Source organism: Flagellimonas meishanensis (assembly GCF_019880545.1).
Lineage (GTDB): Bacteria > Bacteroidota > Bacteroidia > Flavobacteriales > Flavobacteriaceae > Flagellimonas > Flagellimonas meishanensis.
Window position 1 is genome coordinate 31,674 of sequence record NZ_JAINVW010000002.1, and the last position, 17,606, is coordinate 49,279.

Genomic DNA, 17,606 nt, shown 5'->3' on the forward strand with positions numbered 1-17,606 from the left:
TAATAAAATATTTAGTCTAGAAGGGATAATTGATCCCCACGTTGAACACGGCGTTTCTCAAATTGTATCCCCTGAACCAACGATCGGAACCCTCTCGGGCCGGATTATAGGTTTTAAAACCCGCATCCACGCGAAAGACAAAGTAGGTGAAATCGTAACGAAGACCGAGTCCTGTACCCAAGGCGATATCCTCCAAAGAGCTGAAACCGCTGAAAATGGCATCGGGGTTATTTTCGCTATCGAACACGTTCCAAATGTTGCCTGCATCGGCGAAAAGAGCTCCCTTTACATCACCGGCGATAGGGAAGCGGTATTCCAGGTTAAAGGCCAGTTTAAAATTGGCTTCATTAAAATCGTTCAAATTTTCCGTACTACCAGGGCCTAGCTCATAGGCGTTCCAGGCCCTATTGTCGTTGGAGCCACCCGCAAAATAACTTCGAACAAATGGGATGTTGTCTGAATTCCCATATGGCACTGCCATTCCCATAAAGCTTCTAAATGCAATGACACTGGAATTTCCAATGCCCCAGTGACGGATGAAATCAATCTCGGTTTTGAGATATTGCGAAAATGGGACCCCGAAAACCAAGAGTTGCCCATTATCGTTCTCATTGTAGGGAAACACGTTGGCCATAAGCGAAAGTACATTGCCAGCACTTTCCAATTTTATTCTGTACTGATAAAAGTCCAAGTCGTTTATGCCTGCCTTGCTATTTTTTGAAAATGTGTAGCTACTGGCGAAAATGAGGTTGTTTTCCGTAAGTCTTTGCCGTCTTTCCTCCACACTGTTCACCTCGTCCCTTTGTTCGTCCGATACGGGTATTTGGTTATTCAATACACCTTCGGTGAATGCCGTGGTACCCTCCGGGATGCTTAATCGAAGTGGGTCAACCACGGTGTTGGTCGGCTCAAAAAAGTCCTCGAACTGGGGGTCGTCTTGGAAATCATCCGCTATATCATCAAGGGTTCTATAGGTATTTCTATACTCGACGAAGAAATTATCGGGATTTACATTGCGCACAAATTCTACATTTAAGAGTTCCACACCATGTTTTAAACTGTTGTTGGGAGACCAGCTGTACGACAGAATGGTGTTAAGCGTTTGTCTATCCAACCCAATGTTTCGTTGGAAATTTGTACCCAATAGCAGCCGACTTTGGGGCAGCATATAGTATGGGATGATTTTTTCCGTGTTCAAAGGGAACCAGATTCTTGGGAAGGTAATATTGATGTCACCTCCAATTTCGGAAGTAAATGTTTCGTCGGATAATGACGCATCACTCAATAGACCGATGGAGCCACGTGCCGAAACGTTCAGTGTTTCCGCTCCTCCGAAAACGTTTCTGGTAACGACGGTGGCACTAAAGGCTGTACCAACCTGCTGGATGTTGGAATGGGTCACATCAAAATTGAGGTTTAGCGAAAATTTGGGTCTGGGTGCCAAATAAATGTTCGATGTCAAGTGGGTTTGGGTAGAATCCTGTATGAACTCAATGTTGGGATATTTGAACGTGTTCAGGTTGGTGATTTGCCTATACGTGCGAATACGGTCCAAATCGCGATAAACGCTGTCCTTTTCAAAAAAAATAGCGTCGGTAAGCGCTTTTGGGCGATAGTTGAGCTTATCGTTGTATAGTATGGTATAGTTTTCAAACTCCACACGTTGCAGGGAATCGGGATTGCCCCCTATCAGATAATCTGGGAAAATGTTTATTTTTTTGAACCGGTGCACTTTATATACATTGTCGGTTGCGCTCGTGTCATTTACACTTCGAGGCCTTTCTATGTTCAATTGTACATCCATCCCCTGGTCATCGGCCACTAAGGAGGTGTCCCTTGAAATATCATAGTTAATGGAACTTTCCTGAAAATTGAACACCCCGGAGTTTCTGAACAAAGTGGTTAGGCGCTCCCTTTCCAGGTTGAATTTGGCCAAGTCGAACTGTTCCCCAGCTTTAACAAAGGATGCCGAAGAGGTAATACCGTAAATGGAATCCAATTGTGGGGAAGCAATGTTTTTTTGCACCGTATCGATGATGTAGGGTTTTTGAAGATCGATTTTGTAGGCCACTTGCGCCCTTTTTTTCCGTTTACCTTCGACAATTTCATAGGATCCGGAATTGTTGAAATATCCCTTACTGTTGTAATAGGCTTCAAGCCGCCCTACCGTTTTGTTGGTCAATACAGTGTCGATTACAACCGGGGGTTCGCCTATTCTTTTTAAAAATTCACTGGCCCCACTTACCAAAAAGGATTCCTTAAGCCGTTCCACCTGCTTCCTGGAAAGCAGGTTGTTAAGTCTTTTTTCGCGTTTGTCTTTGCGCTGCAACCAATTTTCGAATAGCGAATCGGGGTTGTCCTTGGCAAGATTGTAAAGGTTCAACCGCAACGGATAGCCCAAAACGGTACTGTTGGGTTTCTGGACAATTAGGCTTCGAATATCGCTGTCGGTAATCTTTTCCTCATCCGCATAAAGGGTATTCTTGGTCAACAGCAATTCCTCATCACCAACCTTTTTAAGGGTATTGCAACCTGAGAAGGCCACTATAAGCGACAATAATCCTATTTTTGCCCAGTGACACATTAGACCTGAATAACCCCTCATATACGCCAAAAATAAACGATTTAGATGGTTACGAAAAACCAAATTAAACTAGTTACTAGCCTACAGCAAAAAAAGTACCGAACTAAACACGGACTATTTGTTGTGGAAGGGATAAAGACGGTAGACGAACTTATTGACGCAGGGTACGTGGCGTATGGATTGTTTGTTAATACAGATGAGATGTTTCAGAAGTATCCAGAGGCAAAAATCGTTGCTGACGATATTCTGAAACAAATGAGCGGTCAGGTGAATCCGAGCGGTGTTCTTGGTGTGTTTTACATTCCCAAGGCCCAAAAAGTAGGCAATCATGATTGGATACTTGCCCTTGATGCCGTCCGTGACCCTGGAAATTTGGGAACTATAATACGGTTGTGCGATTGGTTTGGCATTGAGGATCTTGTTTGTTCTGAGGACACGGTTGACTGCTTCAATCCTAAGGTCTTGCAGGCGACCATGGGTTCCATTGCAAGGGTAAACATCACCTATCTAGATCTGGGGGAATTTTTGCATGAAACTTCCTTGCCTGTTTATGGTGCTTTTATGGAGGGTAAGAGCATTTATCAAATGATATTGCCAAAAAAAGGGATTTTGGTCATGGGGAACGAAGCCAACGGTATCTCAATGGAAATTGAGAAATGCATCATGGAAAAGGTTTCCATACCCCAGTTCGGTAATCAAACCGCGGAAAGTTTGAATGTCGCTACGGCGACAGCTATTCTTTTAAATGAGATCAGAAGAGGCTAACGACCAAAAGCCATGCTACTCAAAAGTGAAATTGATGAAGAATCCCCTGGTCCGCATGGCATTTATGTTGCCTGTCCATGGACTATTGGGATCATTATCGGGAACAAGTTCATCAGTGAGTGCAAACACTCCGCGTATGGAAGGTGAAAATTTGAAATATTCCGTGTAAATGTCAATCCCAAACCCAAGTTCATAGCCATACACGTTTTTCTTCATTCGAAATTCGCCACTGCTGTTGTCGTCCAAACTGTCCTCCTTGCTGCCCAGGTTCATGGATGTATATAGCCCTCCGGTAACATAGGGTTTCCAGTTGCCAAACCTACGCGCACTAACCTTCAACAATAACGGGAACCGAATATAGGTGGACTTCACCTCTCTGATGGCATCCACTTCGGTGGTGAATCCAGGAAAACCCAGCGTCCTTGCCGTATATAGCAGCCCGGGTTCAAAACGGGCGTCCAAAAATTCGTTGATGCGCATCTCGCCAATCAACCCTACATTAAAGCCGAAACTTTTGTCCACAAGAACATCTTGCCCGATGTCATTCGCATATTCAAACTGAAAATCATATTGGTTGAACCCCAAATAGTAGCCCCAATTTAAAAACCGCTTGTCCTCATTTTGAAGATTTAGGATGGGATCACTGTTAAACTGGGCCATGGAACTTGAACCTACCAAAAGTATCAGTCCAACTAAGAAGATGTTTCTCATCAAATTATTTTGTAGCGACATAAATGGATGCCACCCCAAAAGTCTGGGGTCTGTTCTCTATACCTATAAACCCGATTTTGGCCAAAATATTGTTGAATGCCTCTCCGTATGGGAAAACGGAGGCCGACTCGCTCAAATAGGCATAGGCGGAACGGTCTTTGGAGAAGAGTTTGCCAATAAGTGGCAGTATGTTCTTGGTGTAGAACCGATACCCTTGTTTAAAAGGGGCCTTGGTGGGAACGGATGTTTCAAGGATTGCCAAATGCCCACCGGGCCTCAACACCCGATAGATTTCAGCAAGCCCTTTTTCAAGATCTTCAAAATTGCGAACACCAAACGCCACGGTGATGGCATCAAAGGAATCGTTGGCAAAGGGAAGGTTTTCGCTGTCACCCACGACCATCTCAATGATGTCTTGCAAGTTTTTGTCCACTATTTTGGATTTGCCCACATCCAACATTTGGGGAGACAGGTCCAGACCCACAATTTTCTTGGCACCGGTGCGGACCATGGCTATGGCCAGATCACCTGTTCCCGTGGCTATATCTAAAATGTTTTTGGGATTTTTTTCCGCCAGGAATGACACCACTCGCTTTCTCCACTTAACATCAATGCCAAAGGAGATGACCCTGTTGAGTCCATCATAGTTCTTTGAGATGGTATCGAACATTTGCCGCACCTGTTCCTTTTTTCCCAAATCGGAATCTTTGTATGGTTTGACTTTTTCTGACATTTATGAAGTTTGCTGGCAAATATACGATATAGGCTTATGGAAGGGGTACCAAAATATTTATGTAATTTTGTCCCGCGCAGTGGGAAACTTTTCCATATATGTTAACAAGCTGTCTTTTGGACAATAGTTCCTATTCTTTATCAACCGTTTGTTTTACACGGACCAAATTTATTTTGAACACATCTTATTTTATTCAATGAAGATCATAATTGCGGGAGCAGGTGAAGTGGGGTTTCATTTGGCAAAACTCTTGTCCTACGAGGCCCAGGATATTACTTTGATCGACACAGACAAGGATAGCTTGGCCTATGCCGATAACCATTTGGACATTAGGGTGCTTCGTGGGGACGCCACCTCAATAGAAATACTTAAGGAGGCCCGTGTGGAATCCTCCGACCTTGTCATTGCCGTAACAGCTTCGGAAACTACTAACATTACCCTATGTTTTTTGGCAAAGCAATTGGGGAGCCAACGTACCATAGCCAGAATCTCCAATACGGAGTTCTTGGATAACAGAGAGCTTATCAAGTTTGAGGAGCTTGGCATTGATGAGTTGATTTCCCCGGAAGAACTTGCTGCCACGGAGATTCAATTGTTGCTCAATCAGTCGGCTTTTAACGACACCTATCAGTTTGAGGGAGGTCTACTGACCATGATTGGGGTATTTCTGCCCAAATCAGCACCTTTTGTGGGAAAAATGGTAAAAGAAGCGGCCCGGATTTTTCCTGAAATCCATTTTATGCCCATCGCCTTGCAACGTATGGGAACCCAGTTCACCTTGATTCCCAGGGGGGATACGGTTTTTAAGGAAGGGGACCAGGTGTATTTCATTACCTCCGATAAGGGCGTGGATGAACTGTACAAGCTCACGGGCATGCAGAAGAAAGAGATTAAGAATGTTATGGTGCTCGGTGGCAGTAAAGTGGGGTTCAAAACGGCTCGGGACCTTTGCAACAAAAAGTTCAATGTAAAGCTGATTGAAAAGAACAAGGAAAAAGCGTTGGACCTTGCGGATGAACTGCCCTATGCGCTCGTAATAAATGGCGATGGCAGAAATGTGGAACTATTGGAGGAAGAAAGTTTGGATTCCATGGATGCGTTCATAGCCGTTACCGGAAATTCGGAGACGAATATCATGTCCTGCCTGGTGGCAAAATCAAAAAAAATCAAGAAAACCATCGCCCTGGTCGAGAACATGGATTATTTTCAGTTGTCCCATTCCATTGGTGTGGATACATTGATCAATAAAAAACTTTTGGCGGCCAACAACATCTTCCGGTACATACGAAGAGGGGAGGTGCTGGCACTGACCCGGTTGAACAATCTGAATGCCGAGATCTTGGAATTTGAGGTGAAGCCCACTTCCCTGGTCAACGGGGAAATAATCAGGGAACTGAACTTTCCACGCGAGGCCAGCATTGGGGGTGTCATCCGAAATGGGGAGGGAATCATTGCCCTTGGGGATTTTAAGATCATGGAGGGAGATAAAGTGGTTGTCTGCTGCCTGCCTAAGGCCATTCCCAGAATAGAAAAGCTCTTCCTGTAATGAAGCTGAACGCCCGAATAATTGTCCATATCATGGGGCTGTTGCTCCTTTGCAATGGTTCCTTTATGCTTCTGGCCGCTTTTGCCAGTGGAATATATCAGGATGGGGCCACCCTGGACATAGCCCTTGCGGCCATTGTCACCATGCTTTTTGGGGTAATGGCCATGTTCTACACCCGTGGTCACAAAAAAGAGGTAAAGCGCAAGGAGGGATATATGATAGTTACCTTCGGATGGGTGATCATGTCCATTTCAGGCATGCTGCCCTATCTATTTTCGGCGTCCATACCATCGGTCACCGATGCCTTTTTTGAAACAATATCGGGATATACCACCACTGGGGCCTCCATTCTCAATGATATAGAATCCCTGCCCAAGGGTATTCTCCTTTGGAGGAGTTTAACGCATTGGATAGGGGGTATGGGTATCATTGTTTTGGCCATTGCCATACTACCGCTGCTTGGCATTGGGGGCATGCAGTTGTTCGCTGCGGAGGCTCCGGGACCGGGAGGGGATAAGCTCCATCCAAGGATTACGGATACAGCAAAAAGATTGTGGCTCATTTATGTGGGCTATACAGTTTTGGAGACACTATTGTTGAAATTGGCCGGCATGTCATTTTTTGATGCCATCAACCATGCACTATCCACCCTTTCCACAGGTGGTTTTTCCACCAAGAATGCCAGTATAGCATATTGGAACGATACGCCCATCATTCAATATATCATTATTGTTTTTATGTTTTTGGCGGGCACCAATTTTGTGATGAGCTATTTCGCATTTACCGGAAAGGTGAAACGCATCATCCAAGATGAGGAGTTCAAGACGTATTCCCTTTTGATTGGTATTTTTACGCTAATTGCGGCTCTAATTGTTTATTTTCAAGCAGATGTCCCCATCTCCGATTACCACCCCATGGTCTTGGGTCCGGAGGAGAGTGCCTTTAGGCATGCGCTCTTTCAAGTGTTGGCCATTGTGACCACAACCGGTTTTGTTACCGCCGATTTCACCAGTTGGACGCCATTTTTGACCGTTTTCTTCTTTGGATTGATGTTTCTCGGAGGGTCCGCTGGCTCCACTTCGGGAGGAATCAAGGTAATGCGACACCTATTGATCATTAAAAATGGCATTCTCGAGTTCAAAAGGACACTGCACACCAATGCCATAATCCCTGTGCGTTACAATCAAAAAACAGTCTCCGAGCATATCGTATATAACATCATTGCCTTTTTTGTGCTCTATATGCTGCTTTTTATCATCGGTGCATTGGTGCTGGGCTATTTGGGACTTGATTTTGAATCGGCCGTTGGAGGTGCCGCTTCTTCGCTGGGCAACGTGGGTCCGGCTTTGGGCGATTTGAACCCTGTGGTTAACTTCAGCGCGCTCCCCGCTTTTGGTAAATGGTGGTGCGGATTCTTGATGCTCCTCGGCAGGTTGGAACTTTTTACCGTGTTGATTTTGTTTGTGCCCTATTTTTGGAAGAAGACATAAAAAAACCTCCCAAATTTTTCTTCAGGAGGTTCTTAAAGATATTCTTTTGGTAATTAGACCACTGCCTTGATTCGAGCTATGGCCTCTCTTAATTCTTTTTCCGAAGCTGCATACGATATGCGTATACAGTTGGGATCTCCAAATGCTTCACCCGTAACGGTAGCGACATTGGCATGTTCCAATAAGTACATGGCAAAATCGGAGGCATCTTTTATGACAACCCCGTTGAGGGTCTTTCCAAAAAACGCCGAGATATCCGGGAAAACATAAAACGCTCCTTCAGGAACGTTCAGTTTAAATCCCTCGATTTCACCCAAAAGGTCAAGGACCAGGTCCCGTCTTTTGTGGAACTCATCGATCATATATTGGATTTTGCTCTTCGGGGCCTCCAACGCTGTGATAACGGCGCGCTGTGCTATGGCGTTGGCACCACTTGTCACTTGCCCCTGCAGTTTTGTGCATCCTTTCGCAATCCACTCGGGAGCTCCTATGTAACCAATACGCCATCCGGTCATCGCAAAGGCTTTGGAAACTCCATTCACCGTAACAGTTCTCTCATACATGCCCTCAATACCGGCAATGCTCACATGGCCCCCACGAAAATTTATGTGTTCATATATTTCATCGGATACGACAAAAATATTGGGATGTTTTCTGAGTACTTGAGCCAGTGCTTCCAGTTCCGCCTTATTGTAAACAGATCCACTTGGATTGCAGGGTGAACTGAACCATAGCATTTTCGTTTTGGGCGTAATGGCCGCTTCCAACTGCTCGGGGGTCATTTTAAAGTCTGTATGTATTCCAGTGGCTACTTCAACGGGCACTCCCTCGGCCAATTTTACAATATCGCTATAACTTACCCAATAAGGTGCGGGCAGAATTACTTCGTCACCCGGATCCAACACCACCATGGCAACATTGAAAAGGGATTGTTTGGCACCCGTGGAGACGACAATCTGTTTAGGATCATAATCCAGGTCATTGTCCCTTTTGAACTTGTTGGATATCGCTTTTTTAAGTTCGGCGTAGCCATCCACAGGGGTGTAGCTGGAATAATTTTCGTCAATGGCCTGTTTGGCCGACTCCTTTATAAAATCTGGAATATTAAAGTCTGGCTCTCCAAGGCTCAGACCTATTATGTCCTTTCCTTCATTTCGTAACTCCCGGGCTTTTGCCGCCATAGCCAAGGTGGCCGAGGTGGACATGTTCCGGACCCGATCAGATAGATGGTTACTCATCGATAAGTGGTTTATTGGTACTGAAGGGCTGGTTTTTTACCCAGTTCCCTTAAATGTTTGAAGTGCGAAATTATGGCTTTTCTGGTAGTTTTGTATTCGTTGTATGGCAAATTGAATTCCCTTGCCGTTTGTTTCACAATTTTGGAAATTTTTGTGTAATGCACATGGCTGATATTGGGGAAAATATGATGCTCTACCTGGTGGTTCAGGCCACCCGTGAACCAATTGACGATTTTGTTCCTCGTGCCGAAGTTCACCGTGGTGAACAACTGATGGATGGCCCAAGTGTTCTTCATTGTACCCGTTTCGTCCGGTAATGGGGTCTGCGCATCATCCACAATATGGGCCAACTGGAACACCACACTTAGGATGACACCGGCAACATAGTGCATAATAAAGAATCCAAGCAATACCTGCCACCAAAGTATGTTCGCAAAAACAAGGGGCAATACGATCCAAACCGTAATGTAAATAACCTTGGTGATTACCAAAGTGCTCCAATTGATCACCGGATTTGGGAGTTTTCCGTAGGACAACCTTCTTTTCATGTATCTGTACATTTGTTGGAAATCGGTGGTAACCGCCCAATTAAAGGTCAATAATCCGTATAGAAAAATGGAGTAATAATGTTGGAACTTATGGTGTCTATGCCATTTGGCATGTTTGGAAAAACGCAAAATTCGACCGGCTTCCATATCCTCATCATGCTCGTGGATATTGGTGAAGGTGTGGTGCAACACGTTATGCTGCACTTGCCAGTTATAAACATTTCCCGCCAAAATATAAATACTGCTTCCCATAATTTTATTGACCCATTTCTTGGTGGAATAGGACCCATGGTTTCCGTCGTGCATTACGTTCATCCCAACACCGGCCATTCCCACACCCATTACCACGGACAGTAGGAGATAGGCCCAGAAGGGCAGGTTTAGGGTCAATATCAAAAAGTAGGGGGCCAAGAAAATGGAAAACATCACTATGGTTTTAAGGTGAAGCTTCCAATTTCCCGTTTTCTTTATTTCGTTTTCATTGAAGTAATCGTTTACCCTTTTGTTCAGGGTTCTAAAAAACTGTGCAGAATCTTTTCTGGAAAACCGAATGGTATTCTTATCCATAAAATAAATTTTTGTAAAGGTAACCAAATTGAACTTCCACGAGGGTCAATACATAGATGGAACGGTGTAAAGGTGTCCAAAAGTATTAGATTTACCAATAATTTAACAGGATTTGGTATGGATGTCAACATTGTATTTAAATATTTCCCTGGGTTGACGGATTTGCAAAAGCAGCGATTTACGCAATTGGAGGCGCTCTATCAGGACTGGAACCAGAAGATAAACGTGGTTTCCAGAAAGGACATTGATGAGCTTTATCTACGCCATGTGTTGCATTCGTTAGGAATAGCCAAGGTGCAGCGTTTTAACGAGGGAGCACTGATTTTGGATGTTGGAACCGGGGGCGGTTTTCCGGGAATTCCACTGGCCATACTCTTTCCCGAAGTTGATTTTACATTAGTGGATGCCATCGGAAAAAAAATCAAGGTGGTGCAGGAAGTGGTCGAGGGATTGGGGCTGTCCAATGTTACCGCAAAACATTCACGGGTTGAGGATATTGATGGGCAATTCGATTTTATAGTGAGCCGGGCGGTGGCCGCCATGCCTACGTTTGTGCATTGGACCAGGGGTAAAATCAAGAAAGATTCTGCCCATGAACGGCGCAATGGCATCCTATATTTAAAAGGAGGGGACTTGACAGAAGAGTTAAAAGGATATGAAACCGTTCAAACCTTTGAACTGGCAACATACTTTGAAGAAGATTTTTTTGAGACCAAAAAAGTGGTATACCTACCACAGAAACACCATAAGGTTTCTTAGGTGCTCCATATATGTCGGTATACGTTCCTACATTTCCTTGAGTAGGTCTTGAGGTCCCGCCATACAAGCTCCAATCTATTGGTCATGGATTGCAAACTTTTGGACAACAGCTTTCCCATATTGTTTTATATTAATCCTGTTACATTAACGTAACAATTAATTAACGTTAAATTTACATAGAAATTATGTAATAGTCAACAAAATAATAAACCTTAACAAAAATGTGGCCTGGCACTAATGCCTTCTTCAAAATAAGAAAGTGCAAATTCAGTGGCATCTGATTCAATGGCCTATCAACCCACCTGGCCGCGCTCCTCGGGGCTAAGGATACCCTCTTCAAACTCGAGCTGTTCGGGAAGTTTGGATTCTTGCAGAATGGAATCCTTGGTGATATAGAGCAGTTCAGCAATAGAGATCAAACCCTTTACCATTTGGATCACCGTGGCACTGTCGTTCATCAATGAAGTTGCCATTTCGTTGGTGATCCTATTTTCCCTGATGAGTTGGTTAATGGAACCGTTCATGATAACATCACTCTTGTCGGCCCTGTCCCTCAATTTGTCCATTTTCCCCTTGAAGGACAACGGATTTTCCGATTGCTGCAAGTCTTTGATGATACGCATAACCTTGATGATTATCTTTCGCAGCTTATCGTATTCCTTTTTTACATATGGATTATCGGAATCCATATATTTTGAAAGGTTCATGTGTATCGGTTTCATGGCTTTGACAACCGCAACGATATGCCTGTTGGCTATCAATATGTTTCGTATTACGGCAATTAGGTTTTTGTCCAACTCATACTTGCTCTGGAGCAAAGTGGCATATTCAACAATTTTGCTGTAAATCGACTTGATTTTAAGATAATAGAGTTGGTCCAGGTCCACCTCAATTTCTTCCTTACCCTTTATAATGGCCTTAACCTTTTTATCCGACTGAATGTCTTCCCTGTGCACGTGGATGCCATGTGCGATTGCTTTGTATGCCGATTTCTCGAATAGCCTGGTGGATTCCTTCAATAATGCCGCTATGCCCGTTTGCGGATATTTAAGGTCTGCCTTGGTCAGATACATCGGTTGGTCAATCTCCTTTTCAGGGTCGATTTTTTCCGGCACCAATTTTTCCACAATTTTGACGATTATGGGCACAAACCATATCAACAAAAATGTGTTGGAAACATTAAATGCCGTATGGAATACCGATAGCGCAACCGGGATGGCCGTGGCACTTGTGAAGGCGGAGGTGCCTCCTTCCCTGGTGATAAACCAGTCTATGGCATTCAAGATAGGGTTAAAAAGAAGGATTGCCCAAATCACACCGATCACATTAAAGATCAGATGCGCCATTGCGGTCCGCTTTGCATGATAGTTGGCTATCAGGGCGGCCAAATTGGCGGTGATCGTTGTTCCGATGTTTTCACCGAGAATCATGGCGGCAGCCATATCGAAAGGAATCCAACCTTCATGGCACATCACCAAGGTCAATGCCATGGTGGCGCTGGAAGATTGTATAATGATGGTGAGCAAGGTCCCGATCAATAAAAAAAGGAGCACGGACCAAAAACCGGACTGTGTGTACTTGGCCAAAAAGGCAAGAACTTCCGGATTGCTGCCTATATCCGGTACGGCTTCCTTCAAAAACTGGAGCCCAATGAACAAAATGGCAAACCCCACTATAAAGCGGCCCCATTGATTGACTTTTTTCTTTTTTGAAAAAGTGAACACAAAACCCAGCGCGACCAGTGGAAGTGCAATCGCCCCTATGTTCACCTTAAATCCCAGCAGGGTAATAAGCCACGCTGTGACCGTGGTGCCGATGTTCGCACCCATGATCACACCTATCGACTCAAACAGGGTAAGCAGGGACGCATTGGCAAAACTCACCACCATCAATGTGGTGGCCGAAGAGGATTGGATGACGGAGGTAATCAAAAAACCAGTAAAGACTGCAAAAAGACGATTGGAGGTCATGGAGGCCAGGATCTGCCGCATTTTATCCCCGGCAACTTCCATGAGGGCATCGCTCATCACTTTCATTCCGTATAGAAAGAGTCCAAGCGAGCCCAGTAAGCTCAGTATTTCACCAAGACCATATTGCATAAAACTGGTTGTTCCGAAGCAATGAATTTACAATTTCCTTGCAATAAATATCAAAAATACTTGGGCATGGAAATGTTGTGAAGAAAAGAAAGCTTTTGTGTTGGAGCAACTTCAGATTAGCCTACTTTGAACATTTTGGACTTTTTAAAACTACGCATAAGTTATTCAAGATAAGTCCTAGAGCTAAGTTCTTACCGAAGAAAAGAAGAAACCCTCGGAAGCAAGAGCAACAATGTATTGAGGTAAGGCTTTGCTATTCAAAGTGGTCTACTTGCCCTTAATAGATAAGGGCAAGCAATTATCACCACCTAAAACTAACTCAACTTTATTTTACAGACCAAACGGCATAGCCGTTGGCAGGAGCCTTTAATGATACCACACCGTTTGCATCAGTGGAAAGCGAAGTTGTAATTCCTCCGATATAGTCATGCAGGTCCTCATTGGACCAATGTGTTGTTACCTCCCTATTCAATTCAAGTCCATTTCGATTGATGTAAAGTACCAGTCCTGGATTATCAGCATTCCCCTTTCTAGCAGCTATGTATTCATCACCATCGGCGTATAAAACTTCCACTTCGCCTGAGGCTATGGTTCGGTTGATCAAGATGAGTTGATTCAACTTTTCCTTAAATTCCTCATTTTCATAATCCAGGTAAAAAATTGTGGGATATCCCGGATGTGTAAGAATATAAGCGTAGGCGTAAAGTTTGTATTCTTCTGCTATGACCGGCTCCCTATCGGTGTCGTGATTCGCAACAAAGGTTACCGATTCGTTGGGGTTGGTCTTCCAAAGCATGTCCCCATTTTGTAGGATGGTAAGATCATTACGCTCGAAAGCATCTCTCATTTGAAACAGACAAGGAAAATCAAACGCATTAATTTCAGCGCTTGACACCCAATCACGCACCAAATTTGCATTGCCATCAAAGAATTCGCCCACGGACCAACCGCCGACTTCGTCTACCCAAGCGGCCACGAATTCTGGACTGAAACTTTTTACATAATCAAATCGCCAACCGTCAAAACCCACGGTGTTCTTGTAGTACTTGGCAACGGAATTGTCAAATTTCCACAACCAGTTCTGTACATTATCCTGAAGATGGCAGAGGTCTTGTTCTTCAAAAAATAGGGCTTCCTCGTCGTTGTTGTGAATACTATTTGGATGATAGTCCTCAAAACTCCTATTGAACATCCCCGAAGCATTCCCATTCATTTCGTTGAACAAGGTGAACGTATCCTTGCCACGGTACGGATTGAACTCTGGCCCTCCACCGCTGTTATGCCCCATTACAATATCGGCGATGACCTCAATATTGTTCTCATGGGCCTTGGAAATTAGGTTATCCAGTTCTTCCCGGGAACCGAAACGGGTCTCGGTTGTCCCATGTTGAAAATATTCACCTAGGTCATAATAGTCCGAAGGGTCATAACCCATTGAAAAGCCACCAGATTGTCCCTTTGAGACAGGGGGCAACCATATTCTATCGATACCTGCAGCAGCCCATTCATCGGTCTTGTCGGCAATAAGGTCCCACCAATCAAAACGAGGTTCCACATCCCAATAAAAAGCTTGCATCAGGACCCCATTTCCATTTAGGAAAGCCGTAAGATCTTGCCCCTCGGATATCTCCTCTGCCGCAGTGGTATTTTCCACTAGACCGGAAGGTTGATCAAAAACATCGGAACAGGACCAGTGGAAAACGAGTCCAGAACCTACAAACAAGAGGGCTAAGGCCTTTTTCATATTTTTAATTTTCATCGTTTAATCAGTTTCCATTTGACTTATTGGACAAATCAATTTTGGCATTAGTTCTTAGGAACCAAAATGTAACGGCCATCAAGGTCATTGAACCAAATATCATATGTTCCGGCGGCAACTGGGATATTTGGCCCATCTTGGGTTCCGACACCCGAAATAGCCGTGTCTCCTCCCCAGTTTACTCCCCAGTCATCTTCGGCCCGGAATTTCATTTCTCCATCAAACAAAGTAACATCGGCAGCAAACCAGATGTGTGTATCAAAAGAAGATTGTGTGAAATCCAAATCGGAATTCCATCCGGTATCATCACCAGTTGTTGCAGAGCCAATGTAACCTACTGTGGTGTAGTCGGCAGCCCCAGAAGCATCAAAGGCTTCAAAACTGAAAACTGCATCTTCAAGGTTTATCTGGAAGGAATAAAATCCATCTGCCCCATTTGAGAAAGCGCCTGGGTCGCTCCCCGTTCCGTCGTTTACTTCAACCGTGTTGCCACCATTGGTTCCCCATTGGGGTTGCCACTGACCCAGTATTTCCAATATTTTAAATTCACCCGCTGCAAAAAAGCCAGTATAGTTATATATATTTTCATTGTCCGGAGCTCTAAAAAGAATCTGGTTATTGTTGTTGTTCTCCCAACCAGAGATGGTGGCAGGCCCTACGAAGAACAGCTCCTTAAGCGGAACAAAGGTTTCAAGTTCGAAAGGTACAACGTTGAAGCTGATGACACCGGACTCCATGGACATCGAACTTCCCAATGAAGCTACAACCTTGGCTTCCAGTTCCACGGGAATGGTATTGTCCTCAGCATCTTTGGTGACTGGTTGATTGAATGTGCTTTGCAGCAAGTTGTTCAATTCCCCAACGGTAATGGATGTAAAGGTATTAGTGGTTACACCAAAGCTGTAAGGGGTAGCGAACTCATTTCCGGACAATCCCAATAACAGTTCATAATTCTCCACGGTTGTGACATCAAAATCCGCCGGGGACCATGTAAAAGTAACGGCTATATTGGATGATGTTTCTTCTGTCAATACTATGGTGCTTCCGTTTAGTTCAGAGGACAGGGCGGGTGGTGCTACCACAGACGCCACTTCCACGGGATCATCCTCCTCACACGCAAGGAAGGAGAATATTACAATAAATGTCAATAGTTTTGCTAAGTATTTCATCTTCATAAACAATTTAAATTAATAACCTGGATTTTGATCTAAGTTGGGATTGGCATTCAAATCTCCCGATGGTAACGGGAAAATTTTCAGATGATCAGGGATGGATGTACCATTTTCAATTCCACCCTTCCAATCCCATACGTACGTGTTTCCGGTGTATTGCTGGAAACGTATTAAGTCTGTTCTTCGATAGCCTTCCCATCCAAGTTCCCTGCCCCTTTCATCCAAGATAAACTGAAGGTCCAAGGAGGTGACATTGCCCGAGGTATCTCCATAGGCTCTTTGCCTTATTTGGTTTACATAACCCAGTGCCGTGGCCTCATCACCGCCACCTCCTCTTAAGAAGGCCTCGGCGTACATAAGGTAGACATCGGCAAGTCGAAACAGTGGCAAATCGATATCTGGATAGGTATTGTCTTGTCCTGGTGCTCCTGAGGAAGTTAGGTTTCTGAACTTTGTATAGCCAAAACCTTCCTGAAAATCACTTCCAGTGGGCGGGGAGGTGAGTTCCAGAGAATGTCCATCCTTAAAGAAAAAGGAGGCTCTTATGTCTGGACTGTCCTGAAAAGGGTCGTCTCCCGGGAATTCGAATAGCCTTACAAAACTTTCTTTGCAGGTCAAAGCGGCGAAACCGCCTGTATTGGCTCCAAAATCCCCAGATGCATTGATGTTGGCATCCAAAGTTCCATTTACCAAAATGAACATATAGCCAAAGGATTGTGTTTCTATCCCATCATGTGTAATAGGAAAAATAATCCCTTGTGCGGTGTTATTGTCGGCAAGGAACAATTCATTGTAATTGGGATGAAGCACATATCCTGCATCAATAACCCTGTTGCAAAAGTTTAAGCAATCACTGTAACGATCTTCTCCTATGTAGACTTCAGCATTTAAGTAGAGTCGTGCAAGTAATGTCCAGGCCGCTGCTTGATCTGCCCTCCCGTATCCATTTTGCCTTGCAGGAACCAATAGGTCGGCTATCTCAAGCAATTCAGCCTCGATAAAGCTGAATAAATCATCAGCATTTGTTTGTTCGGGAAAGAAAGCACCTGGTAGGTTTTCCTCGGTCACGAAGGGAACATTGCCCCCAAACAGTTCCAGTGCATGATAGTAGCTAAGGGCCCTTAAAAACCTCGCTTCTGCGCGATAGAAAGCAACATCGGCTTGGACATCAGCAGGTACGTTTCGGCTGTCCAATGTAGACTGTGTGGTTTGTCTTAAAAATTCATTTACCTGTGTTACCTGAAAAATGATGCGGTTGTATACAACGGAAATCACATCATTGTCAGGTGTCCAGGTGTTGATCAAAAGTTCTCTCACCCCAGCATCATCATAACGCCATTTTACAGCATCTGCGGTAAGTTCATTAAGATAAAAATAGGTTCTGGTATACTGTGAATTACCTTCATCAAAACCGATAAGGTCCCCTTGTCCCGATGGGCCCTGCTGTCCGGTTACTGAGTAACCCGCATATATTTTGGCCAAGAACTGCAAATAGCTTTCTGGGTCTTCAAAGGCATTTTCAGAGTTGACATTGTTCGTCGCAATGTTATCCAAATCATCGGTGCAACCAAAAAGGCCCAAACCGAATGCAAGAATAAAAATGAGCTTGTATATTTTATTGATTTTCATCTCTTT

At 44.3% G+C, this 17,606-nt stretch carries 13 protein-coding genes; 4 read left to right on the top strand and 9 right to left on the bottom strand.

Annotation, left to right across the window (positions count from 1 at the left end):
* Nucleotides 1–16: 16 nt before the first annotated feature.
* Nucleotides 17–2,557: a translocation and assembly module lipoprotein TamL gene (tamL, locus tag K7G75_RS06740; protein WP_313777820.1), complete on the bottom strand. Its 2,541-nt coding sequence runs from the start codon at nt 2,555–2,557 to the stop codon at nt 17–19.
* Nucleotides 2,558–2,629: 72 nt separating this feature from the next.
* On the opposite strand from tamL, the gene K7G75_RS06745 reads away from it, so the two are divergent.
* A complete protein-coding gene (locus tag K7G75_RS06745) occupies nt 2,630–3,349 on the top strand; it encodes a TrmH family RNA methyltransferase (protein WP_222983496.1) in 720 nt (239 codons plus the stop codon).
* 15 nt (nt 3,350–3,364) lie between these two features.
* On the opposite strand, the gene porT is transcribed toward K7G75_RS06745, so the two are convergent.
* Nucleotides 3,365–4,060, bottom strand: coding sequence for a type IX secretion/gliding motility protein PorT/SprT (porT, locus tag K7G75_RS06750; protein WP_222983497.1), 696 nt, complete (start codon nt 4,058–4,060; stop codon nt 3,365–3,367).
* Nucleotides 4,061–4,064: 4 nt separating this feature from the next.
* Nucleotides 4,065–4,793, bottom strand: a complete 729-nt coding sequence (gene ubiE, locus K7G75_RS06755; RefSeq protein WP_222983498.1) for a bifunctional demethylmenaquinone methyltransferase/2-methoxy-6-polyprenyl-1,4-benzoquinol methylase UbiE — start codon at nt 4,791–4,793, stop codon at nt 4,065–4,067.
* 196 nt (nt 4,794–4,989) lie between these two features.
* Between ubiE and trkA the strand changes: the two genes are divergently transcribed.
* Nucleotides 4,990–6,339, top strand: coding sequence for a Trk system potassium transporter TrkA (trkA, locus tag K7G75_RS06760; RefSeq protein WP_222983499.1), 1,350 nt, complete (start codon nt 4,990–4,992; stop codon nt 6,337–6,339).
* A complete protein-coding gene (locus K7G75_RS06765; protein WP_222983500.1) occupies nt 6,339–7,829 on the top strand; it encodes a TrkH family potassium uptake protein in 1,491 nt (496 codons plus the stop codon). Before trkA ends, K7G75_RS06765 begins: the two co-directional genes overlap by 1 nt.
* Before the next feature lie 53 nt (nt 7,830–7,882).
* On the opposite strand, the gene K7G75_RS06770 is transcribed toward K7G75_RS06765, so the two are convergent.
* Nucleotides 7,883–9,067, bottom strand: coding sequence for a pyridoxal phosphate-dependent aminotransferase (locus K7G75_RS06770; RefSeq protein ID WP_222983501.1), 1,185 nt, complete (start codon nt 9,065–9,067; stop codon nt 7,883–7,885).
* Between the two features lie 11 nt (nt 9,068–9,078).
* Nucleotides 9,079–10,182 (bottom strand): fatty acid desaturase family protein, encoded by a 1,104-nt coding sequence (locus K7G75_RS06775; RefSeq protein ID WP_222983502.1) that lies wholly within the window; start codon nt 10,180–10,182, stop codon nt 9,079–9,081.
* Nucleotides 10,183–10,299: 117 nt separating this feature from the next.
* Between K7G75_RS06775 and rsmG the strand changes: the two genes are divergently transcribed.
* A complete protein-coding gene (gene rsmG / locus K7G75_RS06780; RefSeq protein ID WP_222983503.1) occupies nt 10,300–10,941 on the top strand; it encodes a 16S rRNA (guanine(527)-N(7))-methyltransferase RsmG in 642 nt (213 codons plus the stop codon).
* A gap of 293 nt (nt 10,942–11,234) precedes the next feature.
* Here rsmG and K7G75_RS06785 read toward each other — a convergent pair whose 3' ends face one another.
* The 4 genes from K7G75_RS06785 to K7G75_RS06800 all read right to left on the bottom strand — a co-directional run bounded on the left by K7G75_RS06785 (nt 11,235) and on the right by K7G75_RS06800 (nt 17,600).
* Nucleotides 11,235–13,040 carry a Na/Pi cotransporter family protein gene (locus tag K7G75_RS06785; protein ID WP_222983504.1) on the bottom strand — a complete coding sequence of 602 codons (1,806 nt, stop codon included), beginning with the start codon at nt 13,038–13,040 and terminating at the stop codon, nt 11,235–11,237.
* A 325-nt stretch (nt 13,041–13,365) separates the two neighbouring features.
* Entirely contained in the window at nt 13,366–14,784 is a 1,419-nt protein-coding gene (locus K7G75_RS06790) for an alpha-amylase (protein ID WP_222983505.1), read from the bottom strand.
* A gap of 62 nt (nt 14,785–14,846) precedes the next feature.
* Nucleotides 14,847–15,968: a SusE domain-containing protein gene (locus K7G75_RS06795; RefSeq protein ID WP_222983506.1), complete on the bottom strand. Its 1,122-nt coding sequence runs from the start codon at nt 15,966–15,968 to the stop codon at nt 14,847–14,849.
* An 18-nt stretch (nt 15,969–15,986) separates the two neighbouring features.
* A complete protein-coding gene (locus K7G75_RS06800; RefSeq protein WP_222983507.1) occupies nt 15,987–17,600 on the bottom strand; it encodes a RagB/SusD family nutrient uptake outer membrane protein in 1,614 nt (537 codons plus the stop codon).
* Nucleotides 17,601–17,606: the final 6 nt, after the last annotated feature.